Source organism: Streptomyces sp. NPDC096132 (assembly GCF_044763345.1).
In the GTDB taxonomy this organism is placed as follows: Bacteria; Actinomycetota; Actinomycetes; order Streptomycetales; family Streptomycetaceae; genus Streptomyces.
Window position 1 is genome coordinate 1 of sequence record NZ_JBIWGA010000053.1, and the last position, 24,021, is coordinate 24,021.

The 24,021-nt window shown below is 70.5% G+C and carries 20 protein-coding genes; 5 read left to right on the forward strand and 15 right to left on the reverse strand.

The genetic code is table 11. The features are described 5' to 3' along the window. Window positions 1–85: 85 nt before the first annotated feature. The 4 genes from ACIRF9_RS50330 to ACIRF9_RS50345 are packed head-to-tail and all read right to left on the reverse strand — an operon-like array spanning window position 86 to window position 4,087. Window positions 86–841 carry a CoA transferase subunit A gene (locus tag ACIRF9_RS50330; protein WP_403837137.1) on the reverse strand — a complete coding sequence of 252 codons (756 nt, stop codon included), beginning with the start codon at window positions 839–841 and terminating at the stop codon, window positions 86–88. Next, a complete protein-coding gene (gene fahA / locus ACIRF9_RS50335; protein ID WP_403837138.1) occupies window positions 841–2,034 on the reverse strand; it encodes a fumarylacetoacetase in 1,194 nt (397 codons plus the stop codon). The genes ACIRF9_RS50330 and fahA overlap by 1 nt, the downstream gene beginning before the upstream one ends. Next, complete coding sequence (locus tag ACIRF9_RS50340; protein ID WP_403837139.1) at window positions 2,031–2,909, reverse strand: hypothetical protein; 879 nt, start codon at window positions 2,907–2,909, stop codon at window positions 2,031–2,033. Before ACIRF9_RS50340 ends, fahA begins: the two co-directional genes overlap by 4 nt. Beyond that, window positions 2,906–4,087, reverse strand: coding sequence for a homogentisate 1,2-dioxygenase (locus ACIRF9_RS50345; protein WP_403837140.1), 1,182 nt, complete (start codon window positions 4,085–4,087; stop codon window positions 2,906–2,908). Before ACIRF9_RS50345 ends, ACIRF9_RS50340 begins: the two co-directional genes overlap by 4 nt. Window positions 4,088–4,252: 165 nt before the next feature. On the opposite strand from ACIRF9_RS50345, the gene ACIRF9_RS50350 reads away from it, so the two are divergent. Continuing rightward, entirely contained in the window at window positions 4,253–4,924 is a 672-nt protein-coding gene (locus ACIRF9_RS50350; RefSeq protein ID WP_403837141.1) for an IclR family transcriptional regulator, read from the forward strand. 12 nt (window positions 4,925–4,936) lie between these two features. Here the strand turns inward: ACIRF9_RS50350 and ACIRF9_RS50355 are convergent, their stop codons facing one another. Further along, window positions 4,937–5,452, reverse strand: coding sequence for an Lrp/AsnC family transcriptional regulator (locus tag ACIRF9_RS50355; RefSeq protein ID WP_403837142.1), 516 nt, complete (start codon window positions 5,450–5,452; stop codon window positions 4,937–4,939). A gap of 165 nt (window positions 5,453–5,617) precedes the next feature. On the opposite strand from ACIRF9_RS50355, the gene hppD reads away from it, so the two are divergent. Beyond that, window positions 5,618–6,823, forward strand: coding sequence for a 4-hydroxyphenylpyruvate dioxygenase (gene hppD / locus ACIRF9_RS50360; RefSeq protein WP_403837143.1), 1,206 nt, complete (start codon window positions 5,618–5,620; stop codon window positions 6,821–6,823). Between the two features lie 18 nt (window positions 6,824–6,841). Here hppD and ACIRF9_RS50365 read toward each other — a convergent pair whose 3' ends face one another. The 5 genes from ACIRF9_RS50365 to ACIRF9_RS50385 are packed head-to-tail and all read right to left on the reverse strand — an operon-like array spanning window position 6,842 to window position 11,456. Further along, window positions 6,842–7,888 carry a branched-chain amino acid ABC transporter permease gene (locus ACIRF9_RS50365; RefSeq protein ID WP_403837144.1) on the reverse strand — a complete coding sequence of 349 codons (1,047 nt, stop codon included), beginning with the start codon at window positions 7,886–7,888 and terminating at the stop codon, window positions 6,842–6,844. Then, complete coding sequence (locus ACIRF9_RS50370; protein ID WP_403837145.1) at window positions 7,885–8,745, reverse strand: branched-chain amino acid ABC transporter permease; 861 nt, start codon at window positions 8,743–8,745, stop codon at window positions 7,885–7,887. Before ACIRF9_RS50370 ends, ACIRF9_RS50365 begins: the two co-directional genes overlap by 4 nt. Beyond that, entirely contained in the window at window positions 8,742–9,437 is a 696-nt protein-coding gene (locus ACIRF9_RS50375; protein ID WP_403837146.1) for an ABC transporter ATP-binding protein, read from the reverse strand. Before ACIRF9_RS50375 ends, ACIRF9_RS50370 begins: the two co-directional genes overlap by 4 nt. Further along, window positions 9,421–10,239: an ABC transporter ATP-binding protein gene (locus ACIRF9_RS50380; protein WP_403837147.1), complete on the reverse strand. Its 819-nt coding sequence runs from the start codon at window positions 10,237–10,239 to the stop codon at window positions 9,421–9,423. The genes ACIRF9_RS50375 and ACIRF9_RS50380 overlap by 17 nt, the downstream gene beginning before the upstream one ends. A gap of 20 nt (window positions 10,240–10,259) precedes the next feature. After that, the gene (locus tag ACIRF9_RS50385; RefSeq protein WP_403837148.1) at window positions 10,260–11,456 is read right to left on the reverse strand and encodes an ABC transporter substrate-binding protein; all 1,197 of its coding nucleotides are present in this window, start codon (window positions 11,454–11,456) and stop codon (window positions 10,260–10,262) included. A gap of 240 nt (window positions 11,457–11,696) precedes the next feature. Here ACIRF9_RS50385 and ACIRF9_RS50390 point away from each other — a divergent pair, with 240 nt between their 5' ends. Continuing rightward, window positions 11,697–13,298 carry a helix-turn-helix domain-containing protein gene (locus ACIRF9_RS50390; protein WP_403837149.1) on the forward strand — a complete coding sequence of 534 codons (1,602 nt, stop codon included), beginning with the start codon at window positions 11,697–11,699 and terminating at the stop codon, window positions 13,296–13,298. 11 nt (window positions 13,299–13,309) lie between these two features. On the opposite strand, the gene ACIRF9_RS50395 is transcribed toward ACIRF9_RS50390, so the two are convergent. Then, a complete protein-coding gene (locus tag ACIRF9_RS50395; RefSeq protein ID WP_403837150.1) occupies window positions 13,310–14,923 on the reverse strand; it encodes a helix-turn-helix domain-containing protein in 1,614 nt (537 codons plus the stop codon). 286 nt (window positions 14,924–15,209) lie between these two features. On the opposite strand from ACIRF9_RS50395, the gene ACIRF9_RS50400 reads away from it, so the two are divergent. Together ACIRF9_RS50400 and ACIRF9_RS50405 are read left to right on the forward strand one after the other, a co-directional pair. Next, window positions 15,210–18,134, forward strand: coding sequence for an FAD-binding and (Fe-S)-binding domain-containing protein (locus ACIRF9_RS50400; RefSeq protein WP_403837151.1), 2,925 nt, complete (start codon window positions 15,210–15,212; stop codon window positions 18,132–18,134). Then, on the forward strand, window positions 18,131–18,568 hold the full coding sequence (locus ACIRF9_RS50405) for an ATP-binding protein (protein WP_403837152.1): 438 nt from the start codon (window positions 18,131–18,133) through the stop codon (window positions 18,566–18,568). The genes ACIRF9_RS50400 and ACIRF9_RS50405 overlap by 4 nt, the downstream gene beginning before the upstream one ends. A 28-nt stretch (window positions 18,569–18,596) precedes the next feature. Here the strand turns inward: ACIRF9_RS50405 and ACIRF9_RS50410 are convergent, their stop codons facing one another. The 4 genes from ACIRF9_RS50410 to hpaE all read right to left on the reverse strand — a co-directional run bounded on the left by ACIRF9_RS50410 (window position 18,597) and on the right by hpaE (window position 24,021). Continuing rightward, complete coding sequence (locus ACIRF9_RS50410) at window positions 18,597–20,177, reverse strand: ferredoxin (protein ID WP_403837153.1); 1,581 nt, start codon at window positions 20,175–20,177, stop codon at window positions 18,597–18,599. Continuing rightward, window positions 20,174–21,430, reverse strand: coding sequence for a hypothetical protein (locus tag ACIRF9_RS50415; protein WP_403837154.1), 1,257 nt, complete (start codon window positions 21,428–21,430; stop codon window positions 20,174–20,176). The genes ACIRF9_RS50410 and ACIRF9_RS50415 overlap by 4 nt, the downstream gene beginning before the upstream one ends. A 102-nt stretch (window positions 21,431–21,532) precedes the next feature. After that, on the reverse strand, window positions 21,533–22,543 hold the full coding sequence (gene hpaD, locus ACIRF9_RS50420; protein WP_403837155.1) for a 3,4-dihydroxyphenylacetate 2,3-dioxygenase: 1,011 nt from the start codon (window positions 22,541–22,543) through the stop codon (window positions 21,533–21,535). After that, complete coding sequence (gene hpaE, locus ACIRF9_RS50425; RefSeq protein WP_403837156.1) at window positions 22,540–24,021, reverse strand: 5-carboxymethyl-2-hydroxymuconate semialdehyde dehydrogenase; 1,482 nt, start codon at window positions 24,019–24,021, stop codon at window positions 22,540–22,542. The genes hpaD and hpaE overlap by 4 nt, the downstream gene beginning before the upstream one ends.

The following is a 24,021-nucleotide window of genomic DNA, read 5'->3' on the forward strand; positions in this document are numbered from 1 at the left end:
AGGTCAACGTCCTCTACGCCATCCTGCGTGACCGACACCCCTACGAGGCCCGGCCAACTCTTCGCCTCGTGGCTTGACTTCAGCATTAGGCAGCGTCCTCCCGGACCGTCCGCTTCTCGATGTGCTTGGTCTGTGGGCCGGTGTGGACGATCCGCTGGACGTAGATGCCGGGCAGGTGCACCTCGGCGGGGTCGATCGCACCGGGCTCCACGAGCTCCTCGACCTGCGCGATGCAGATCCGCCCCGCCATCGCGGCGAGCGGGTTGAAGTTCATGGTCGCCTTGTTGAAGACGAGGTTCCCGTCGGTGTCGCCGAGCCGGGCGTGGACGAGTGAGAAGTCGGCCCTGATGCCCTCTTCGAGGACATACCGGCGGCCGTGGAACTCGCGGACCTCCTTGGCGGGAGAGGCGACCAGCACGTTCCCCTCCTGGCCGTATCTCCACGGCAGACCGCCCTGGGCAACCGGCGTGCCCACGCCCGCGGGGGTGTAGAACGCGGGGATGCCGGAGCCACCCGCGCGCAGCCGCTCGGCCAGCGTGCCCTGTGGGGTGAGCTCCACCTCCAGTTCACCGGAGAGGTACTGGCGGGCGAACTCCTTGTTCTCGCCGACGTAGGACGCCGTGACCCGGCGGATCCGGCCGAGGTCGAGGAGAAGGCCCAGTCCGATGCCGTCCACACCGCAGTTGTTGGAGAAGACCTCCAGGTCTTCGGCCCCCTGCTCGGCCAGCGCCTCGATCAGGAGGTCCGGTATTCCGGAGAGCCCGAACCCGCCGACGGCGAGCGAGCTGCCCGGGGTGATGTCGGCGACCGCTTCCGCGGCCGAGGCCACCGTCTTGCTCATCACGCCTCCTGCTTGCTGCTGGTGATCCGGCCGCGGGCCTCGCCGAAGCCGATCCGGGTTCCGTCGGCGCCCGGCGCCGTGGCGGTGAGGACGATCTCGTCCCCGTCCTCCAGGAACGTGCGCTGCCGACCGTTGACCGTGATCGGCTCCTTTCCGCCCCAGGTCAGTTCGATGAAGGCACCGCGCTGCTCCTTCTCCGGACCCGAGACAGTGCCGGACGCGAACAGGTCACCCGTGCGCGAGGGAGCGCCGTTGACGGTCTGGTGGGCCAGCATCTGGGCGGGGGACCAGTACATGGCGGCGTACGGCGGCCGGGAGACGACCTGGCCGTTCCAGGCGACCGTGAGGTCGACGTCGAGGCCCCAGGGCTGCCCCATCCGCAGATACGGCAGAACGGCGGGTTCCTGGACCGGGGTCGGAACCCGGGCGGCGTCCAGGGCGAGCAGCGGCACCACCCACGGCGAGATCGTCGACGCGAACGACTTGCCCAGGTTGGGTCCGAGGGGGACGTACTCCCAGGCCTGGATGTCGCGCGCGGACCAGTCGTTGAAGAGCACCACCCCGAAGATGTGCCGCTCCGCGTCCTCCGCGCCGATGGACTCGCCCATGGCATTGCCGGTGCCGAGGACGAAGCCGAGTTCCGCCTCGATGTCCAGGCGGGTCGAGGGCCCGAAGACCGGTACCGGGTCCTGGGGTCCCTTGCGCTGCCCGGCAGGCCGGATGATGTCGGTGCCCGAGACGACGATGGACGCCGCCCGGCCGTGGTAGCCGACCGGAAGGTGCTTCCAGTTCGGCATCAGCGGGTCCGGGTTGTCGGGCCGGAACAGCCTGCCCAGGTTCGAGGCGTGGTGCTCGGAGGCGTAGAAGTCGACGTAGTCGGCGACCTCGATCGGCAGGTGCAGGGTCACCGCACCCAGGTCGTGGACAGCGTCGGTGGGGACCTCGCCCCGGAGCCGCTCGGTGAGGTCGGCGCGGGCCTCGACCCAGCGGGCGTGGCCCCGCGCCATGAAGGCGTTCAGGCTCGGCCGGGCGAAGACCTCGTCGCCCAGCAGGACGGCCAGGTCGATGACATGGTCGCCGTAGCGGGTCGCCACGCGCGGCTCCTGGCCGGCCACGGAGTAGACGCCGTACGGCAGGTTGGTCAGGCCGAAGAGCGAGTCGGCCGGGACGGTCAACTGGGTGGTGCTGGTCATGCGGACACCTCGGTCAGGTCGGCGATCGTCGCGGCGGGCAGCAGGCCGAGACCGGCCGACTCGGTTGCGGGTTCGGCGACGGAGCAGGTGCCGAAGGAGCGGAACAGGTCACGGACTTCAGGCGACAGGGCGCGCACCCGCTCGGCGACCCGGTCGCCGTCGCGGTCGGCGAGCAGCTCGACCAGCTCCGCCTCCTCGGCGCCCTTCAGAGCCGCGTCGGCGGCCACGAGCAGGTTGAGGAACCCGTGCTGCTCGAATCCGGTCTCCGGGTCGGTGTTGCGCAGCGCGTGGTGCAGCCCCGCGGTCGCCTTGAACGGCACCCCGGCCCGCACCGCGGACAGGATGGCCGCCGCGAGTTCGTGCTCGTCGGGGTAGAGATCGGCGCGTACGCCGCCGGTGCGGAACTTGGCCAGACAGGGGGTCCCTGAGAGCTCGGCGAGCAGCGCCTCGCGCCGATCGTCGCGCGGCACCTCGACATAGACGGTGAGGCCGGTGTCGTCCTCGATCGCCTCGGCCAGCGCGGGTACGACCGCCTCGGCGGCGATGCCGTCCGGGACGGCGACCTCCAGCCCGACCAGCCGCACGGCCGGGATACGCCGGGCCGCGGCGACAGCGTCGGAGACACCCGGCAGCGCGACGGTCACCGAGAGGTCGAAGGAGCCCTCGGGCAGGCCGGCGGTCAGCCCGGTGAGCCGGTCCACGTCCTTGGCCGCGAGGACGAACGCCCCGACCAGTCCGGCATGGGCGCCGCGGGTGTGCTCCACGTGGGCCGGGACGGCCTCCTCGATCGGGAGGCTGCCGGGCGGGAAGACCGCCGCGTCGTCGAACAGGCCGACGAGTACCGGGGGGATCTCCGGTGTCGGCGGGGCGCTCATCGGTTCTGCTCCCAGGAGTAGGCGTACGTCCCGTCGTCCGTCGCGCGACCGGCTTCACCGAGCTGGAGGGGACGGAAGGTGTCGACCATGACCGCGAGCTCGTCGAAGAACTCCGCGCCGATCGACCGTTCCATCGCGCCCGGCTGGGGGCCGTGGGGGTGGCCGCCCGGGTGCAGGGAGATGGAGCCCTGGCCGATACCGGAGCCCTTGCGCGCCTCGTAGTCCCCGCCGCAGTAGAACATCACCTCGTCGGAGTCGACGTTGGAGTGGTAGTACGGCACCGGGACGGCCAGCGGGTGGTAGTCCACCTTGCGCGGCACGAAGTTGCAGATCACGAAGTTGTGGCCCTCGAAGACCTGATGGGCCGGCGGCGGCTGGTGGACCCGGCCCGTGAGGGGCTCGAAGTCACGGATGTTGAACACGTACGGGTAGAGGCAGCCGTCCCAGCCGACGACGTCGAAGGGGTGGTTCGGCAGGGTGTGGACGGTCCCTGCGACGCCGCCCGGGCCGCGGTGCTTGATGAACACCTCGACGTTCTCGCCGTCGACGAGCCTCGGCCCGTCCGGGAGGCGGAAGTCGCGCTCGCAGTACGGCGCGTGCTCGAGCAGCTGGCCGTGCTTGGACAGGTAGCGGCGGGCCGGTCCGATGTGCGAGTTCGCCTCGATCGCATAGATCCGTACGACCCCGTCCGGGACGATCCGGTACGTGGTCGCCCGCGGGACGATCACATAGTCCCCGTCGCCGACCTCGAGGTCGCCGAAGACCGTCTCCACGCGTGCTCGCCCGTCCTCGACGTAGAGACACTCGTCGCCGATCGCGTTGCGGTAGTAGGGGCTGACCGTGTCGGCCACGACATACGCCAGTCGTACGTCCTCGTTGCCCAGCAGCAGCCTGCGGCCGGTCACCGCGTCGATGCCGGACTCGCCGTCCGAGAACAGGCTGTGCGTGGAGAGGTGACGGGGAACCAGGGGATGGTTGGGCACCAGGGACTGGTCCCCGAGGTCCCACACCCGGTACTCCCGCACCGCCGACGGGATGTGCCGGTGGTAGAGCAGCGAGGAGTCCGAGGAGAACCCCTCCTCGCCCATCAGCTCCTCGTAATAGAGGTTCCCGTCCGGGTCCCGGTGCTGGGTGTGACGTTTCGGCGGAACCGCCCCGGCCTGGTGGTAGTACGGCACGTCTATCTCCTCTGTGCGCTCAGCGCACATTTTTGTGCGATGACAGCGACATGTTGACGGTAGGTCCGGGGTGACAACCCAGTCAAGGTCCCGGGCGCCGCCCGTGCGTCTGACGTGCCTTAACGTGGCGCCCGAAGAAGTTGTGCCGTTCTCTCGGAGGTGTTGATGGCCACCCTGCAAGGTCTGGATCGTGGGCTTCGGGCTCTGGACCTGATCTCTCTGACGGCCGACGGTCTGACGGTGGCAGACCTGGCGGCGCAGCTGGAGATCGATCGGGCCGTCGCGTACCGGATCGTGCAGACGCTGGAGGAACACGCGTTGGTCTCCCGGCAGGGCAAGCGGGTACGGCTCGGGGCGGGCGCCGCCACCCTGGCGGGGCGGTTCCAGCATCAGCTGGTGCCGGCGGCTCAGCCCGTGCTTCAGGAGCTCGCCGACGCCACCGGTACCTCCGCCTTTCTGACGTTGGCGCACGGCGCGCGGGAGTGTGTTCCCGTGGCGGGTGCGCAGCCGACCGTCCAGCCCGGTCCGGTCCAGGTGGGCTACCGCATCGGCGTCCGGCATCCGCTGGAGCGAGGGGCGAACGGCATCGCCATCCTCGCGTTGCAGCCGCCCCTGCCGGATGAGCCGGAGGGGATCGTGCGGGCTCGGGAGCTGGGGTACAGCGTCACCTCGGGACAGCTCCAGCAGGGCGCCACCGGGATCGCGGCGGGGTTCGAGGTTCCTGGTGCGGCGGGCGCCTCGGTCGGCGTCGTGGCCATGCACGAGTTCGACGTCGAGTCGGTCGCCGTTCAGGTGAAGGAGGCGGCCTCGCGGCTGGCGTCGCTCAGCAAGGCCTGACGGCGCCCGGCGTCACTGGACGTCGCGATAGGCGGGGGACCGCCCGGGCGTGCGGTGATGGCGAGACTCCAGCAGCGGCAGGACCCTGGGCGCCACGACCACCGACAGCACGATCACGCTCGTCGAACGGGCCACCGTGGGGGAGCGGTTCAGGGCGAGCAAGGTCTCCTGGAGGTCCTCGTGGGACGAGGCCGCCAGTTTGCACAGGACGTCGGAGGCTCCCGTCGTCGCGTACGCCTCGAGCACCGTGGGCAGGGCGGCGAGCTCGGCGGCGACGTCTTCGAGCGCGCCTTGGGCGATCTCCAGGGTCACGAACGCCTGGACCGGAAATCCCGCGGCGCCCACGTCCAGGTCGGGGCCGAATCCGACGAGGATCCCACCGCGTTCCATCCGGTCCAGGCGTGCCTGGACCGTTCCCCGGGCCACCCCCAGCGTCCGCGACAGCTCGAGGACCCCGGCTCGCGGGTTGTCCCGCAGCGAGCGCAGCAAGTCGATGTCCAACGAGTCCAGCGGCTGCCCCTCAGCCATGACGATCACCCACTCTCAACTAGGCAGATTGTATATATGAGGCCGCTGTGAGCGAGGCAAACTGGGCAGCCTGAACAGCTCAGAAGGTGACTCTTGTGCAGTTGAGGGAACCCGGTGTCTTCTACCGCCACGCGCTGGAAACACGCACATCGAAAGGGATGACGCATGAGCATCGAACAGACCCTCACGAGCCAGGAGCGTCTTGCGGAACTCGACCTGCAGCAGCTCAAGCAGCTGGTCGGGCTCGTGGAGTACGACGCCGAGGGTGACCCCTTCCCGGTGACCGGGTGGGACGCGGTGGTCTGGGCGGTGGGCAACGCGACGCAGGCGGCGCTGTACTTCCAGGTGGTCTTCGGCATGGAACTGGTGGCCTACTCCGGTCCGGAGACCGGCAACCGTGACCACCACGCGTTCGTGCTCCGCTCCGGTGCGATCCGGTTCGTGCTGAAGGGCGGCGTCGACCCGGACAGCCCGCTGCTCGACCACCACCGCCGCCACGGTGACGGTGTCATCGACATCGCTCTCGAGGTGCCCGACGTCGACAAGTGCATCGAGCACGCCCGCACGCAGGGCGCGACCGTGCTGGAGGCGCCGCAGGACGTCACCGACGAACATGGCACGGTCCGGATCGGTGCCATCGCCACGTACGGCGAGACCCGCCACACCCTCGTGGACCGCTCCCGTTACAGCGGTCCCTACCTGCCCGGCTATGTCGCCCGGACCTCCGGCTATGTGAAGCCCGAGGACGAGCCCAAGCGCATCTTCCAGGCGCTCGACCATGTCGTGGGCAACGTGGAACTCGGTCACATGGACGAGTGGGTCGACTTCTACAACCGCGTCATGGGCTTCACCAACATGGCCGAGTTCATCGGTGACGACATCGCCACCGAGTACTCGGCTCTGATGAGCAAGGTCGTCGCCAGCGGTAACCACCGGGTGAAGTTCCCGCTCAACGAGCCGGCGGTCGGCAAGAAGCGTTCGCAGATCGACGAGTACCTCGACTTCTACCGCAGCCCCGGCGCCCAGCACCTCGCCCTGGCCACCAACGACATCATCAGGACCGTCGACATTCTGCGGTCCAAGGGCATCGAGTTCCTCGACACGCCGGAGAGCTACTACACCGACCCCGAGCTGCGCGCCCGCATCGGCAACGTCCGCGTGCCGATCGAGGAACTGGCCTCGCGCGGCATCCTCGTCGACCGCGACGAGGACGGGTACCTGCTGCAGATCTTCACCAAGCCGATCGGCGACCGGCCCACGGTGTTCTTCGAGTTCATCGAGCGTCACGGCTCGCTCGGCTTCGGCAAGGGCAACTTCCAGGCCCTGTTCGAGGCGATCGAGCGCGAGCAGGAGAAGCGCGGCAACTTCTAGGCCCGTACGGGGCCCCGATCACGGCCCCTGCGGACTTGGCACGCGCTCCCCGGCAGCAGCATCCGACTCCTCCCGGGCGAGCCGCCGTGTCATCAGCCGCAGCAGGTCGGCTCCCGCGGGCACCAGTCCCCGCGGGAGGAAGAGCACGGCGAGCACCAGCAGGAGCGCATAGACCGCGTAGGAGAAGACCTGGGGTGCGTGGGCGGGCATACCGGGCTGTGCGCCGACGTCGTTCAGCCACTGCACGAGCAGGGTGATGGACGAGGCGCCGACCAGCGGTCCCCACACGGTGCCGAGGCCCCCCACCACAGCCATGACGACGAACTGGATGGACAGCAGCACCGGGAACGATCCAGGGGCGAGGTACGCCATGAAGAAGGCGAAGATCCCGCCGGCGAGCCCGGCGAACGCCGCCGAGAGGCCGAAGACCGCGAGTTTGTAACGGCCCACCGGCACCCCGGAGGAAGCCGCCGCCATCTCGCTGGTGGCCAGCGCCCGCAGGCCCCGGCCGGGACGGGAGCGTACGACGTTCCTGGTCAGCACCATGACCAGGAGCAGCGCCAGCCAGGCTGCCCAGGCGTAGCCCCGGTACCCGGTGATCTCCTGCGAGCCGATACCGAGGGCGGGGATGCCGCTCAGGCCGATGTCCCCGCCCAGCCAGGACTCCTGCCCGATCACCGCCAGCACGATGAGCTGGAAGGCCAGCGTGGCGAAGGCGAGATAGTGCCCGCGCAGCCGCAGCAGGGGCACGCCGACCAGGAGACCGAGCAGCCCCGCGACGAGCGGCGCACAGGCCAGCCCGAGCAGGGTCGGCAGGCCGTGGATCGCCATCAGCGCCGCGGTGTAGGCGCCCACGGCGTAGAAGGCGCCGTGGCCGAGGGAGATCTGCCCGGCGTAACCGAGCAGCAGCGACACCCCGGCGGTCACCACCGCGGAGAGCAACAGCTCTGTGTAGACGGTGAGTTGTGGCGTGTCCAGCAACAGTGGCAGCACCGCGGTGACGGTGGCGGCAGCGACGGCGAGGCCGGCGCCCACCAGCCCGGCGGGTGTCGCGCGGCGGATCACACCGCCTCCTCGGCCATGGCCGGCGTACGGGCGGAGCGCCACACCATGATGGCGAGCATGAGCGCCAAGGCAACCTCGATTTCGTAGGACGCGTTGATGTAGCCCCCGACCATCGACTCGGAGACACCCAGCACGAGCGCGCCGAGCAGCGCCGTCCAGGGGCGCATCAGCCCGCCGAAGACGGCCGCCGCGAAACCGTTGACGGCGAGCAGGGCGTCGGAGTCGAAGGAGAGCGGCTGGACGGGGGTGATCAGGATCCCGGCGAGGCCTCCGAGAAGGCCGCCGATCGTGAAGGCCAGCAGGCCCATCCGCGTGGGGTCGATGCCGGACAGCCGGGCCGCGTAGGGGTTGGACGAGCAGGCGGTCAGCGCCTTGCCGACGTAGGTACGGCCGAAGAACAGGGCCAGCACCGCGTAACTCACCACTGTGACACCGATGATGACGAACCGTTGCCACTGCACGTGCGCGCCGAGGAAATCCGCGGCGCCGTCCGCCATGGTGAACGACAACGGCTGGTCGCCGAAGATCACCACCTCCGCGGCGTAGGCGCCGATGGCGAGACCCAGGGTGATGATGACCGAGGTCAGGGGTGGGGTGCCCGGCTTGCCGATCGCGATCACCCCGATGAGCAGACCCAGCGCGCCCGCCGCCACCAGCGCCACCGCTTCCGCGACGCCGTGCGGGAGGCCGTCGCCCAGCAGCTGCGCCGCGGCCATGCCGCCGACGACGGCGAAGGTGCCCTGCGCGAAGTTGACCACGCCGGTGACCCTGTGGATCATCACGAAGCCGCTGGCGACGAGGGCGAACGTGCAGCCGAGCGCGATGCCGGACACCAGATAGGCGAGGAAGGAGCTCATTGGGTTGAGTTCTCCAGGTGAGTCGGCGAACCGGTGCTGGTGATCCCGCCGAGGTAGGCGCGCGCGACCTCCGGACTACGGGCGAGATCCCCGCTGGGCCCCTCCGCGACGATCCGCCCCGACTCGATCACATAGGCCCGCTCGCACAGGTCGAAGGCGAGCCTGGCGTTCTGCTCGACGAGCAGGATCGCCGTGCCCTGCCCGGAATTGAGTTCCGTCAGGTGGCGCGCCAGGTCGGCGACCACCAGGGGTGCGAGGCCGAGCGACAGCTCGTCGATCGCGAGCAGGTCGGGGTCGGCCATGAGCGCCCGGCCGACCGCGACCATCTGCTGCTCCCCGCCGGACAGCGTGCCGGCCAATCGCCCCCGCATATGGGCGAGGCGGGGCAGGATCTCGTAGATGCGCCGTGGATCACGGTTGCGGGAGCGCCAGGCGCCCAGCCGCAGGTTGTCCTCCACGGACAGGTCGGCGAAGACCTGCCGGCCCTCCGGCACGTGGGCGAGCCGCCCGTCGAGGTGGATCGTGCCGCCGGCCGGCCGCACGATCCGGGACAGGGCGTTCATCAAGGTCGACTTGCCGGCCCCGTTGGGGCCGACGAGGGCGACCATCTCACCGCGGCCGACGTGGAGACTGACGCCGTCGAGGGCGGTTGCCGACCCGTAGCGGACGACGAGGTCATCGACTTGGAGCATTGCTGTTCTCCTGACCGCTGTTCTCCTGGCTGCTGTTCTCCTGACCGCTGTTCTCCCGGCCGAGGTAGGCGGAGATGACCTGTGGGTCACGGCTCACTTCCACGGGTGTTCCCTCGGCGATGACCTTGCCGAGGTCGAGGACCGTGATCCGGTCCGCGAGGTTCATGACGAAGCCGACGTCGTGCTCGATGAGGAGCATCGTGATGCCCTCCTCGTGCAGTTCGTGGAGCAGGGCGGCGAGCGACTGCCGTTCCTGCTGGCGCAGCCCGGACGCCGGTTCGTCGAGCAGCAGCAGGGCCGGCTCCCCGCACAGGGCGCGCGCCACCTGAAGCCGACGCTGCTGCCCGAGAGGAAGAGACTCGGCCTGGACGTCGGTGAAGTCGGTGAGCCCGACCCGCTCCAGAGCCGCCTCGGCGCGCTCGGCGATGAGCCGCTCCTCGCGTCGATGCCCGGGCAGCCGGAGGGCGGCCGAGACGAATCCGTGGTGCGTCATGGCGTGGGCCCCGACCATGACGTTCTCCAGGGCGGTCATGCCGCGGAACAGCCGGGCGCCCTGGAAGACGATGGCGATGCCCTCGCGGGCACGGCGGTGCGGTGCCATGCCCGCGAGAGACTCGCCTCGGTAGGTGATCCGGCCGTGGCTGGGCGCCAGGTGACCGCCGATCAGGTTGAACAGGGTCGACTTGCCGGCCCCGTTGGGGCCGATGATCCCGCGCAGTTCGCCTGGTGACACCGACGTCGTGACGTCGTCCACGGCGAACACCCCGCCGAAGGACCGCGCCAGGTTCTCGGTCGTGAGCATGTCTTCGGCCTCCCGCCGGATCACTGCGACAGGCTGGTCTCGAGCTGCTGCCTGGTCCAGTCGGTCGGGACGATCTGTCCGTTGGTGACGGTGTTGACGGCGACCTGGTCGGATCCGAGCCCCGCGTGGTCGCTCGAGGTGTACTCGTAGGTGCCCTGAGGGGTCAGCAGGGTCAGTTCGTCGAGGGCGGCCGCGATCTTCTCGGGATCGGCGCTGTCCGCCTTCTTGATGGCCGCCGCGATGAGCTGGACGGCGCAGTAGCTGTCGAAGGCGAACCCGGGCGGGTAGTCGCCGTTGGCCTTCTGGAACGGTTCGACCATCTTCACCACGGAGTCCTTGAGCTTGGAATCCGGCAGGTCGTTGCCGATGGTGCCGAACGAGCTGGCCACGATGATGCCCTCACCCGCTGCGCCCACCGGTTTCGTGAACAGCGAGCTGGATTCGGCGTGGCTGAAGACCAGCTTCATGCCCCCCATGCTCGCGGCCGCGAACTGCTTGGCGAGGATGACCGCCGGCGCGCCGGTGGCCCACACCATCAGGCCCTTGGCGCCGCTGCCCCGCACGTGCTGGAACACCGCCGTGAAGTCGGTCTGGGTGGTGGTGAACGTCTCGGTGGCCACGAAGTCGATGCCGTACTGGGCGGCCTTCGCCTTCATCTTCTCCCAGCCCGTCTGGGCGAAGGAGTTCTTGGTGTCGTAGGCGACCGCCATCTTGGTCATGCCGACCGCCTGGAAGTACTTGAGGAGCTGCTCGGCGACCGCGCCGGCGGTGGGCGGGGTCATGTAGACGTAGGGAGAGGCCGGCTCGACCTGTTGGTCGGCGGCGGCGGGCGAGACGTAGGGAATCTTCCGCTGTTTGGCCAGCGGTTCGACGGCAAGTGCCGCGTTCGAGAAGGGAGTTCCGACGAACGCGGCGGCGCCGTCGGTGGCGAGGCTGTTGAAGGCGGCGATGGCCTGTTGCGGGTCGCTCTCGTCGTTCTTGACCGTGATCTGCAGCTTCCTGCCCAGGACGCCGCCCGCGGCGTTGATCTGGTCGACCGCCAGCTGCGCGCCGAGCTTGTTGTTCTGGCCGAGCGGGGTGTAGTTCCCCGTCAGCGAGGCGATCTGGCCTATCTTGATGGGCCCTTCGTCCGAGCTGCCGCCCACTGAATCACCGCAGCCGGCGACGCCGAGGGCAGCGGTCACACAGAGCGCGATGAACCTGCTGGTCTTCCGCATGGGTACGTCCTCCACTTCGGGGTGTCCACTTCACCGCCGCCCCGAAATGAAAGTCACCACGGCCTGGCGCACGGTCACGGAACCTCCTAGGAGCCGGCTTGACGTGTTCAACTCCCGCAACGCCGGCCGCTGGGACCCGTCCAGAATGGCCACAGCCGCTGCTGTTCACCATGGTGAAATCCCTCAGCCGGTTGAGTAGATTTGGTGCACATACACAAGGGCCCGAGGACACTGATGTCGATGGCACCAGCGAGCGATCCGCGAGGTGGCGCGGCCACTCTCGCCTCTCTGTTGGAAGCGGTGGGCACCACGGTGCTCACCCTGCTGGAAGCCCCGGCCGGGCTGGACATCCCGGTCAGCGAACCGGAGATCCTCGACCCCGCCCAACTGGACGCGGACGGCCCGCGCACCCTCCTGCTCGGCATCGGGCTGCGTCCCGGCTCCGCCGAGGCGCGTCGCGCCGTGCGCCTCGCCGGCGAGGCCCGTTGTGCGGGCCTGGTCGTCAAGGTGCACGGCGACGACACCGACGAACTGCGCCGCCTGGCCCGCACCAACGGCATCGCTCTCCTGGCCGCCGACGACCGTGTCAGTTGGCGCCACTTGGACGCGTTGCTCTCCGCCGTCATCGGCACACAGGGCAACTCGGGCACCTCGTCGGCGGACGAGGTCGAACTCGGCGACCTCTTCGCGCTGGCCAACGCCGCCGCGCTCCAGGTGGGCGGCGCCATCGCGATCATGGATACGCAGCAGAGCGTGCTGGCCTACTCCACGGTGCCCGGTCAGGTCATCGACGAAGTCCGCCAGGCGGGCATCCTCGGCCGCCATGTCCCGGAGGAATTCCGCCGCTCGCACGCCGACCCGCGCGTCTGGCACAGCAGCAGCCCCATCCGCATCGTCAATCCCGGCGCGCTCCCCCGCCTGGCCATGGCCATCAAGGCCGGCCCCAACGTGCTCGGCTCCGTCTGGGCGATCGACGAAACCGGTTCGCTGGACGCCCGCGCGGCCGAAGCCCTGGCGGCGGCGACCCGGCTGGCCGCACTGCACCTGCTCCAGTACCGCAACTCCACCGACATTCCCCGTCGCATCCGTGAGAAGGCCCTGCGCAATCTGCTGCGCGGCCACGGGCCCGCCCAGGGCGACGTGTTCGGTCGCGCCCAGACCTTCGTCGTGGTCGGCTTCGACATCGCCGACAGCGAGCGGGGCGATGCGGTCGGCAGCGTCGTGCAGATCGCCGAACTGATCACGAACTACGCCCGGTTGTGCCATTCCAAAGCCACCACGGTCCAGTTGGACGACGTGATCTACACGCTGCTGCCCACCGGGCCCGACGAGGCCCGCGACCTGGCCGGCGCTGTCGTGGACCGCATCCATTCCCTCCTCGGTGTCCCGATCCGCGCGGGCGTCGGCAGCCACGTCGGGCGCCTGGCCGATGTCCCTGATTCACGCCAGGACGCCGACACCGTTCTGCAGGTGCTCGCCCATCGCTCCGCAAGTCACGGCTTCGCCGACGTCCACGAGGTGCGAGCCGAGTCCTTCTTCCTACGGCTGCGATCCCGCCTCACCGACAACGACTTCATCCCGCTGCCCGGTCTGCGTCAGATGCTCGACCACGACGCACGCAACGGAACCGACTACACCACCACCGTCCAGACGTATCTGGAGTGTGTGGGCGACACGGCCCGGACCGTCGAGCGCCTGTTCATCCACCCGAACACGTTGCGCTACCGCATCCGGCGCGTGAACGAACTCTTCCACCTCGACCTTACCGATCCCGATCTTGCCCTGGTGCTGTGGCTGCAGTTGCGCCTGCGTGAGCAACCCGCGCATCGGCTCGAACCGTGAGGACGGAGGTGTCAGTGCAGGAGCCGAAGCCGGAGCCAGAGCAGCAGGGCCTCGTCGGGGTCCTCCAGGTCGATGCCGAAGAGCTCCCCGGCTCGCTTGATGCGATAGCGCAGGGTGTTCGGGTGCACGTACATCTCGGCCGCCGCTCGGGCGCTGTCGCCCAGGCACCGCAAGTAGGCGTAGACGGTGCGGGTGTACTCCGTGCCGTTGTGTTCGTCGTGCTCCCGCATCGCCTCCAGACCGACGAGCCGCACTTCGTCGAAGGTGTCGAGATCCGCGCGCAGTCGCAGGAAGAACGAGTCCGCACGCACCTCCTGGAAGTCCGCGACCGCATGGTCCTGTCCGCGGTGGGCCAGCACGCCGAGTGCGGCGTCGGCCTCCTGGCGTGAGCGTTGCACCGCGGACAGGGCGGGCGTGTGGCCGCCGATTCCGGCACGCAGCCGCACCCCCAGCAAGACCCGGATACGCTCCAGGACACTCTCCGCCAGTTCTCTGCCCACCGCGCCGGCCGTGGACGGGTCGGCGGGCAGCAGCGTGTAGACCACTCCGTCGAGCTGGACCGCACTCGCCCTGAAGTGCTGGACCTGCGCAAAGCTGGTGATCAGCTCGATGATGTGGGCCATCTCGGGTTCGCTGACGTCGCTCTCCATCTCCGCGTGCTCGAAGGCGGCGACGACGAATCCGGGGCCGGGGGAGCCCAGCGGTCCGGTGTGGGGCAGCTCCTCGCCCAGGAGAGCACTGCGTAGTGCCTGTTCACGAGCGCGGCGTGCCATGTCACGGGAGTTGCGGTGACGCAGCAGACGCAGGGCCGCGAGGTCCGCGGCGTCCTGCAGCGTCCGCTCCTCCTCCGGCCCCAGGCTGCGGTCGGCGTCGATGACCCAGAGAGACCCCAGCACGACGCGGCCGGCCAGGATGCCGACGGCGACGCGTGGCAGGGCTCCGTGTCCGGTGAACCGCACGGGTCGGGGGCGCTGCCGCAATCGGGGGTCGGCGTGCAGGGCGCGGAAGGCCTGGGGGACTTCCCGGCCGAGAATCCCCTGGCGCCTTGCTTCGTCGGTGGGATGACCCGAGATCGTGGAGTACGCGATGATCCGATAGCGATCGTCCATGATCGCCACCGCCCCGCGCAGCTGGGCGGCGGTCGCGTTGGCGAGGTCGAACAGGTCGTCCCATTCCCCGTCGTCGCCCGTCGTGCTCTGCCCCGACCGGGTGGAGAGAACCGCGGAGAGAAGGCTGTCCAGATGACGCCAATTCACCTCGTCGTCCGCCGCCAGCAGAGCGACGCCCTCCTCGCGCGCGCGTGAGCGCAAGCCGGTCGGGTCCTCGCCGTGGAGTTTGACGACCAGGGCCGTGCACCCGGCCTTGGCGGCCATGCGGAGGGTCGCTTCCGCGTCGGGGGAGTCAGGGCTGAGGCCGATTCCGAACAGCATCGTATGGGGGACAGCGCTGACCGCGTGGGGCGGGTCGAGGATCTCCAGCTCGTCCACCGGGACGTCCAGGCCGAGGGGGGCCTCAAGCGGCCTCAGCAGGGTGTCGCCGACGGCGGCCAGCAGAGAGGCGAGAGTGGCCGAGGCCGGGGCTTCCACGACCGGTCGTTTCCCGGCACCTGCGCCTGTTCGCACCATGTTCACTCCTGCCGAGGACGGGATGCCTTTGTGCTATTCCCTCACTCAACCCCCCGCTCTTGAGTGAATGCAACATAGCAGCCAGGTTGCCACGGATACAGACTCGAAGGGACCGCAGCCCGCACTGTCGCCGAGGAGCACGACGGCCGTGGATGCCCCGGTCCTTGGGCGCTCCTCACCCGCAGGCCGAGGCCCGCGAGTCCGACTCGGCGCCCCGGCCGCTGAGCAAGCCCGCGGCCGCTGACCGCCGGCCGACGGTTCGCACGTACATCTCAGGAGAGACGACATGAAGAAGCTGGCTCGGCTGCGCGCCGCGCTGCCCACCGGCCGAGCGGCCGGCGGGGCGGACGACACCCCCGTCGCCACCTCGCCGTGGCTGCGGGACGGGCTGGCTGCCCTGGTGGGTACGGAGCAGGTGCTCTCCCGTCCCAGTGACCTCGCCCGTTATGCCTCCGACGCGAGCCCCTATCGCTACCTGCCCCGTGTGGTCGTGATGGCGCGCGACGCGGCGGATGTCGCGGCCGTCCTGCGCTTCGCCTCTCGCCACGACCTGCCGGTGACCTTCCGCGCCGCGGGGACCAGCCTCAACGGGCAGTCCCAGGGGTCGGGCATCCTGGTGGACGTGCGCCGGCACTTCGCCGGAGCCGTGGTCGAGGAGGACGGCCGGGTACTGCGCTCCCGCCCGGGGACCGTGATCGCGCGGGCCAACGCGCAGCTCGCCCGGCACGGCCGGATGCTCGGCCCGGACCCCGCCAGCAGCGCCTCCGCCACCCTCGGCGGTGTGGTCGCCAACAACGCCAGCGGGATGTCGTGCGGAGTGGTGCGCAACGCCTACCACACGGTGCGCTCCCTGCGCGTCGTCCTCGCTTCGGGCACCGTCGTGGACACCGCCGCCCCCGACGCCGACGAACGTCTCGCGAGCGCCGAACCCGTCCTGACCCGCGAGCTCCTGGCCATCAAGAAGGAGCTTGAGGCCGACCCGGAGCTGTGCGACCGCATCAGGGCCAAGTTCTCCATCAAGAACACGAACGGCTATCGCCTGGACGCCTTCCTCGACGCCGACACCCCCGCCGCGATCCTGCGCGGGCTCATGGTCGGCTCCCAGGGCACCCTCGGCTTCCTCGACGAGATCGTGTTCGACACCGTGCCCTTCGGCCGCCATCATTCCACCGCGCTGCTGCGCCTGCCGGGTCTGAACGAGGCGGCCGCCCTCGTCCCTCCTCTGGTCGAGGCCGGTGCCCATGCTGTCGAGCTTCTGGACGCCCCGTCCCTGCGCTCCACCTCCACCGTCACCGGAGCTCCCGGCTGGCTCGCCGAGCTCACCGAGGACGCGGAGGACGCCGCACTGCTGGTGGAGTTCCGGGCCGCCGATCTCGATGACCTCAAAGCCCAGCAGGAGCGCGCCGAGGCGGTGCTGGCCGCCTCACCCGTTCCCGTGGTGGGGGAGTTCACCCGCGACTCGGCCACCGCCGGCGGGTACTGGCGGGTCCGCAAGGGCCTGCTCACCGCTGTCGGCAGCACCCGCCCGCCGGGCACCGTGCTGCTGGTCGAGGACGTCTGCGTCCCCCCGCACCGGGTCGCCGACGCCGCCCGTGACCTGTTCCAGCTCCTGAAGTCCCACGGCTTCGCCTCGCCCATCGCCGGGCACGCCTCCGCCGGAAACCTGCACTTCCCGCTCATGCTCGACCCCTCCTCGCCCGAGGACGTGAGCCGCTACCGCACCTGCATGCAGGATCTCGCCGACCTGGTGCTCAACACGTACCAGGGCGCGCTCAAGGGCGAGCACGGCACCGGACGCAACATGGCCCCGTTCGTGACCCAGGAGTGGGGCGACGTCGCCGTCGCCCTGATGTGGCGCCTCAAGGCCGCCCTCGATCCGCACGGCATCCTGAACCCGGGCGTGATCCTGGACCACGACCCGGACGCCAACGTCCGCAACCTCAAGGCACTGCCCCCGATCGACGCGGCCCTCGACCCGTGCATCGAGTGCGGCTTCTGCGAACCGGCCTGTCCCAGCCACGACCTGACCACCACGCCCCGCCAACGCATCGTGCTCCAGCGGGAGATGGCCCGCCACCGGGCCGACTCCCCGCTCGTGCTCTCCCTCACCCGGGACTACGCCTACGACGCCGTGGACACCTGCGCCGGGGATTCGAGCTGCGCCGTGAGCTGTCCCGTCAACATCGACACCGGCGCCGCGATGAAGAAGCTGCGGCACGCCCAGCACGGCCCCTTCGCCGAGCGTGCCGCCACCTGGGCCGCCCGCCACTTCGCAGGTCTGGAGGGGGCCGCCCGGCTTGCCGTGGGTGTCGCCCGGCGGACCGCGGACGTCGCCGGTGACGCGCCCCTGCGGGCCGTCACCTCCGCGGCCCGTGCCGTACTGGGCGCCGAGCAGATCCCCGCCTGGCTGCCCGAGGTACCGGAAGCCGCCCCGAAACGGCTGCCCGCCACCCGACGGGAGCAGGCGCACGCCGTCTACGTGCCCGCCTGCGTCAACCGCATCTTCGGCGTGCCCTCGGGCGAGAGCGGGCCGACGGTGGTCCAGGCCCTCGTGACGCTCGGGGAGCGGGCCGACAGGCCACTGTGGATCCCCGACGACGTGGCAGGCACCTGCTGCGGCACCATCTGGCACAGCAAGGGCTACGAGAAGGGGCACGACGCCATGGCGGCGGTACTCGTGGACCGGCTGTGGCGATGGAGCGACGAAGGACGGCTGCCGGTCGTCATGGACGCCTCCTCCTGCTCGCTCGGTGCCCTGCGCGACGTGGTGCCCCACCTGAGCCCGTCCGACCGGCACCGCCACAGCAAGCTGACCATCCATGACGCCGTCGACTGGGCCCAGCAGGAACTGCTGCCGCACCTGACGGTGACCGAACGGGTCCCGACGGCGGTGGTGCACACCACCTGCTCGATGCACCAGACCGACAGCGGCTCGGCCCTGAAGGCCGTGGCGCAGGCGGTCGCCGACACCGTCGTCCAGCCGATCGACGAGTCCTGCTGCGGGTTCGCCGGCGACCGCGGCTTCCTGCACCAGGAGCTGACGGAGAGTGCCACCGCGCCCGAGGCGGACGAGGTCGGGAAACTCGACGCACAGGCCCATCTCAGCGCGAACCGGACCTGCGAGATCGGCCTCCACCACGCCACCGGCGAGGCCTACACCTCGGTCATCCAGCAGTTGGAGCGAGCCACCCGGCCGGTCGTGACGCGGTGACCAGCAGCGCGGCCCTGGCGGTACCGGCCGAGGCCTGCAGAGTCGCCTCGGTGCGGACCTGGGCATCGACCAGGATGGTCACCTGGGGGATAGCCGTCGACGTGCAGAACGCCGCGCTGCTGGTCATCGGGGAGCTGGCTGCCAACGCCGTACGGCACGGCCGTTCGGAACTGTCGGTCCTTTTGTCACTGGACACGACCGTCCTGCAGATCGAGGTCGCGGACTCCGGGGCGCCCCGGAGTCCCGTCGTGCCGCGGCTCGAACTCGACGAGGACGAACACGGGTGGGGCTTGGGCATCGTGGAAACGCTGTCCGACGACGTCACGACGACGCGTGGTGAGGCGGGCTGGCGGACCTGGGCCCGGCTGAGGCTCGACGAGTGCCCGGCCTGCCTGCGGCCACGTCCGCACGTGCCCGCGCAGCGCCGCCGCTGAGCGGGAGCCGCACGTCGCCCCAGGGGCGTCACCGGCCGGAAGGGCTTCCTTCGATGCGCAGGGCCAGCGCCGGGCACCGGCGCACCGCGGCCTTCGCTCGGGCCGCCAGATACGGGGGAATGGTCGCGGTGGACACGACCGGATAGCCGTCCGATCCCATCTGGATCAGCTCCGGCACCACGTCCGCGCACAACCCATGGCCGTCGCAGAGCGTCCAGTCCACCCCGAACCGGTCGTCGGCCCCCGCCCCCACCGTCTCCGGGCCTCCGGGTAGCGGCAACGCCCCCAGCACCCCTCGCCCGCATCCCCTGCCCCGGGCGTGCGCCGCCAGGTCGTCGGCGAAGGTCGACAGCGCCGAGATCACGAACTTCGCCGATCCGTCGGGATGGGAGCAGGCGCCCCGGCCCCGTGCCGCGGCCGCCTGTCCGCGCAGTCGTTCCATCGCCGCGTTGCCTCCGCCGTGGAGGAGGTAGTCCAGGGCCGTCGCGATCGCCGACCGTCTGCGGAAGCAGAGCCGGCACTGGGCGGCCGCCTCCGCCGCCAGCCAGTGCGCCGCCCGTGCCGTCTCTCCCAGCGGGCAGGTCTCCTCGGGCAGCCGGATCACCTCGCCCGCTCCGAACGTGGCGCCGGCCGCTTCGATTCCGCGGCGCGACATCAGCGCGGTGTTCGCCGCCCGGCGCGAGAGAAAGGCTCCGTGGTAGCCGCCGATCAGCACGGCCTGTCCGACGTCGGTTCTGCACCGTTCCAGCAGGACGCGCAGCGGAACTCCTACGGGCGCCTCCACCACGGTCTGGGCGAGGCGTCTGCTGCCGGTGGTGTACGCGGTCACCGTGGACAGGAACGTTCCCGGCTCACCCGGTTCCCCGACAGCCGCGTAGCGTGCCGCGCCCGTCCGTGCCGCGACCGCCAGCCGCGCCCATGTCTCGGCGCTCGACAGCAGTGTCGGCAGTCCGTCGACGCCCGCGTTCGAGGGGCGCCCCTTGCGGCCGGTCGGGGTCGGTGGCCCCCCTCCGAGGTCGCGTAGGAGGGCGTCGCTCTCTCCCGTCACGAATCGCTCGGGCAGCCGCACGACGCGCACCGAGGATCTCCGGGAGCGGTGGCGCGGTTGCCGTTCGGCGACCGCGGCTCTGACCGCTGCCTCCGCCGCCGCATGGGAGACTCCGATCACCACTTGCTGGGCGTTGAGGGCGGCCGCAGTCAGCAGAGCGCCGTCGAGCACCAGATGGGGCGCGCGGCGCAGCAGCGTCTCGTCCTTGCGGCTCGGTGGCTCCCCCTGCGTCGCGTTGACGACGACGGCGGCGGGCAGTCCGTGTCGCCGGGTCGAGTCGATGACGGAGCGCAGTGTCCGGTGGAAGGGGAGGCCTGTGCCGCCCTGCTCGCGCAGGGCGATCTGCTCGGTGAGTGCGTGCAGTTCAGCGAGCCGGAGTTCGCCGGGGGCGGGGAGCGGGCCGTGCGCCGACAGGTGGGCACCGTGGTCCAGGCGCTGCTGGGAGCGTCGCGGGTGCAGGCCCGCGGTCAGGCGGGTGGCGCCCGGGCTGAGGGACAGGACGGCCGCAGCGGGCTCGGGCGCGGCGCTGCGCGCGCGCCGCTGTGCGAACAGCGGGATCACCGGCGTCCGCCTGTGAACGGCGTGGGCATCTCGGTGGTGTCCTGGGGCAGCGCGGAGTGCCAGGTGTCGTGGGGCCGGCCGACGGGCGTGCCTGGCCGTGCCTGGAGGTCCTGAGAGGGATCGGGGTGCGGCATGTGTACGGGGGCGACGGGATTCGGGAGCTGCGGCTGCTGAACCGGCTGCGGCATGTGTGCGGGGGTGACGGATGAGGGCTGATGCAGCGGTGTGCCCGGCCACGTCTGCAGGAAGTCCTGCGCCGGGCCGGGCGGCGTCGGTGCGGGTGTTGCCGACTGCGGGGGATGTGGTCGGTCGACCGGTGTGCCCGGCCACGTCTGGAGGAAGTCCTGCGCGGGACGGGGCGAAGGTATCCGGCCCAGTGCCCCTGGCTGGGGGTGCGGCGATCGGAGCGGTGGCGAGAAGGGGAGCGCGATGGGTTCCGGCTCGGCCCCTTGGCCCGCTGCCGGTTGCGGCCGGGGCGGCGGCACGGGGAGTGGTTCGAGCCGTGCCGAGGCGGGGACCATCTCACGCCCGCGGCCCGCCCGCCTGTTGCCCCCGGCCCGGCCCGCGCGCCGGTGCCCGCGCCCGGGCCCGAGCAGCGGTGTCGTCGCCGGCCGGAGCCCGGCCGACGCGGGCCGGACCGCGCGCCAGACCAACACGGCCACGACGGCCAGCAGACAGGCCCCGTAGCCGACCGTCACCCACGGCGTCGACACCGGCCGTCCGGCTTTCAGGCCGTGCACCAGGGCCGAGCCCCACCCCAGATAGGCGGCGCCGTGCAGCCACCGCCACCGCCTGGGGTGCTGCCGCTCGACGAACACGCTGCGCGCCGCGCCCGTCACCGCCGCCGCCAGCATCAGATACAGGGCCAGCGCGCCCAGTCCGACCAGGAACCGCCCGCGCGATTCGGCGAACGGCACCACGGCCGCGGGCGACGCCTGACCGCAGGCGATCTTCGCGACGACATGCAGGGCGAGCGAACCGAGGCCGAGGACGCCCACAGCCCGGTGCACCGCCTGCGCCCACAGCCGATGACGAGGCGTCAGAACTCGCCGGTCGATGGAGATCTGCCCCCACACCACCGCCCCGGTGAAGGACAGCAGCGCGATCACACCGCACCAGAAGTCGGCGAAGCCGAGCAGCGCGTCCCCGGCCGCCGCGGTGATGAGAACAAGGGCGATGACGACGGACACCACCGACGCCACCACTGCCACCGGACGCGAGAACCGCTCATGCTCGGCGGTGTTGAAGGGCAAGAGGGGCCTCCGTGCCACTCAGATCAAAGATGTACGCGTGCGAAGGGAGCCGGCCCGGCGGGGCAGTGCGGGTGGGGAGGGTCTGCCCCGCCGGACCGACGGTCAGCCGAGACCGTCGGCGCCGACCTGCACGGCCGACTCGTCGAGCAGGCCGTCGGTCACCGGCAGGAGTGCGCCGTCCAGGTCGAGGACGGGGGTGGCCTCCTTGTACCAGGACTCGATGACGGCGTTGCCCCAGAAGTCCCGGCGGCGATCGTCGTGGACGTTCCACCGATACGTTTCGTGGTCGGGGTCGCCTGTGTAGTAGTCGGAGGTGTAGATCTCCACCCGGTGACCGTCGGGGTCCCTCAGATACAGATAGAAGGCGTTGGAGACGCCGTGCCGACCCGGGCCGCGCTCGATGTGGTGCTCTTTGCGCAGCGAGCCGAACAGGTCGGCGGCGCGCAGCACTTGGTGGGATTCGTGGGTGGCGACGCCGAGATGATGCAGACGGGGCCCGGCGCCGCCGGTGAAGGCGACGTCGTGCACGGTCTGCTTGCGGTACATCCACGCCGCGTACAGCTCGTGCTCGTCACCCTCGATGGTCTCCGAACAGCCGAAGCCCAGGGACTGGTAGTGCGCGTGGGCGGCCGGGATGTCGGGGGTGCAGATGTTGAAGTGGTCCAGGCGGGCGACCTCGGCGCCGTGGCGCAGGTCGTAGCGCTGGATGAGGCGTTCGGCGCGCTCGATGTCGTAGAAGAACTCGACGGGGAAGCCCAGCGGGTCGATGACGCGGACGGCGTCGCCGACACCGGGGGTGCCCTGGCCCTTCGTGACGCGTTTGACGGGGCGGCCGAGTTCGGTGAAGTACTTCTCGGCCTTGTCGACGTCCTCCGGGGTGCGCACCCGGTAGGCGATGTGATCGAGCGCGGGCTGCTCGCCGTGCCTCAGCACCAGGGAATGGTGGGTGAGTTCGTCGCTGCCGCGCAGACAGAGGGTGTCGGCGTCCTCGTACTGGACATGGAAGCCGAGCATGTCGACCCAGAACCAGCGGGAGGCGGCCAGGTCGGTGACGGCGAGCTGGGCGTACGCGGAGCGGATGACGTCGGGGGCGTCGGGGTGGGGGGCGGTCACGAGGTGGCTCCGAAGCGGGGCGTGTGGACATCGCCGAGCGCGACGTGGACGATCTTCGATTCGGTGTAGAAGTCGATGGAGTGGGCGCCGCCCTCGCGGCCGACGCCGGAAGCCTTGACCCCGCCGAACGGAGTGCGCAGGTCACGGACGTTGTGCGAGTTGATCCAGAGCATGCCGGACTCGACGGCGTGCGCGATGCGGTGGCCGCGCTTGAGGTTGGACGTCCAGATGTAGGCGGCCAGACCGAACTGGGTGGCGTTGGCCAGCTCGATCGCCTCTTCCTCGGTGTCGAAGGGGGCGACGGCGACGACCGGGCCGAAGATCTCCTCCTGGAAGATACGGGCGTCGCGCTCGACGTCCGCGAACACCGTCGGCTGGAGGTAGTTGCCCTCGGACAGGTGGTCGGGGCGGGTGCCGCCCGCGACCAGCCGGGCCTCCTTCTTGCCGATCTCGACGTAGTTCAGGACGCGTTCGTAGTGCTCGGTGTGGACGAGAGCGCCGACCTCCGTGGCCGGGTCGGACGGCTCGCCGACGCGGACGTTGGCAGCGCGCTCGCCCAGGCGGCGGGTGAACTCCTCGTACACGGAACGCTCGACCAGCACCCGCGAACCGGCCGTGCAGCGCTCGCCGTTGAGGGAGAACACGCCGAACACCACGGAGTCCAGGGCGGCGTCGAGGTCGGCGTCGGCGAAGACAATGGCCGGTGACTTGCCGCCGAGCTCCATCGACGTCGTCTTCAGATGCTCGGCCGAGGAGCGGATGATGTGGCGGCCGGTGTCGGTGGAGCCGGTGAAGGAGATCAGCGGCACGTCCGGGTGGTCGACCAACGCCTGGCCGGCCTCCTCGCCGATGCCGTGCACGATGTTCACCACGCCCGCCGGAAGACCGGCCTCGGCGAAGATCTCCGGCCACAGCGAGGCGGACAGCGGGGTCCACTCGGCCGGCTTCAACACCAAGGTGCACCCGGACGCCAGGGCAGGGGCCAGCTTCCAGCTCTCCAGCATGAACGGGGTGTTCCACGGCGTGATCAGCCCGGCGACCCCGACGGGGACGCGCACGACATAGCTGAACTGGTCCTCGCCCTGCCGGAACGCCTCTTCGCCGAGGGCGACGATCACGTCCGCGAAGTAGCGGAAGTTCTCCGCGGCGCGGCGCGCCTGGCCCTTGGCCTGGGTGATGGGCAGGCCGGTGTCGTACGTCTCGAAGGCGGCCAGCCGCTCGTGGCTCGCCTCGACCGCGTCCGCGATCCGGTGGAGCACGTTCGCGCGCTCCCGGTTGGATATCCCGGACCAGGCGGGGAAGGCGGTCCGCGCCGCCGTCACGGCACGTTCCACGTCGGCCGCCGAACCCCGCGCGGCCTGCGCGTACACGGAGTTGGAGACCGGGTCGGAGACGTCGAAGGTGCGTTCGTCGGCGCTGTCGACCAGTTCGCCGCCGATCCAGTGCCGGATGTCGGAGGGCAGGTTCTCGATGGTCAT

Bases quoted from the DNA above. Each gene is read 5' to 3' on its own strand.
- ACIRF9_RS50355 (WP_403837142.1), bottom strand. From the start codon at position 5,452: ATGGCTGAGGGGCAGCCGCTGGACTCGTTGGACATCGACTTGCTGCGC.
- ACIRF9_RS50350 (WP_403837141.1), top strand. From the start codon at position 4,253: ATGGCCACCCTGCAAGGTCTGGATCGTGGGCTTCGGGCTCTGGACCTG.
- ACIRF9_RS50390 (WP_403837149.1), top strand. From the start codon at position 11,697: ATGGCACCAGCGAGCGATCCGCGAGGTGGCGCGGCCACTCTCGCCTCT.
- ACIRF9_RS50375 (WP_403837146.1), bottom strand. From the start codon at position 9,437: ATGCTCCAAGTCGATGACCTCGTCGTCCGCTACGGGTCGGCAACCGCC.
- hppD (WP_403837143.1), top strand. From the start codon at position 5,618: ATGAGCATCGAACAGACCCTCACGAGCCAGGAGCGTCTTGCGGAACTC.
- ACIRF9_RS50370 (WP_403837145.1), bottom strand. From the start codon at position 8,745: ATGAGCTCCTTCCTCGCCTATCTGGTGTCCGGCATCGCGCTCGGCTGC.
- ACIRF9_RS50400 (WP_403837151.1), top strand. From the start codon at position 15,210: ATGAAGAAGCTGGCTCGGCTGCGCGCCGCGCTGCCCACCGGCCGAGCG.
- ACIRF9_RS50340 (WP_403837139.1), bottom strand. From the start codon at position 2,909: ATGAGCGCCCCGCCGACACCGGAGATCCCCCCGGTACTCGTCGGCCTG.
- ACIRF9_RS50330 (WP_403837137.1), bottom strand. From the start codon at position 841: ATGAGCAAGACGGTGGCCTCGGCCGCGGAAGCGGTCGCCGACATCACC.
- ACIRF9_RS50385 (WP_403837148.1), bottom strand. From the start codon at position 11,456: ATGCGGAAGACCAGCAGGTTCATCGCGCTCTGTGTGACCGCTGCCCTC.
- ACIRF9_RS50395 (WP_403837150.1), bottom strand. From the start codon at position 14,923: ATGGTGCGAACAGGCGCAGGTGCCGGGAAACGACCGGTCGTGGAAGCC.
- fahA (WP_403837138.1), bottom strand. From the start codon at position 2,034: ATGACCAGCACCACCCAGTTGACCGTCCCGGCCGACTCGCTCTTCGGC.
- hpaE (WP_403837156.1), bottom strand. From the start codon at position 24,021: ATGACCATCGAGAACCTGCCCTCCGACATCCGGCACTGGATCGGCGGC.
- ACIRF9_RS50380 (WP_403837147.1), bottom strand. From the start codon at position 10,239: ATGCTCACGACCGAGAACCTGGCGCGGTCCTTCGGCGGGGTGTTCGCC.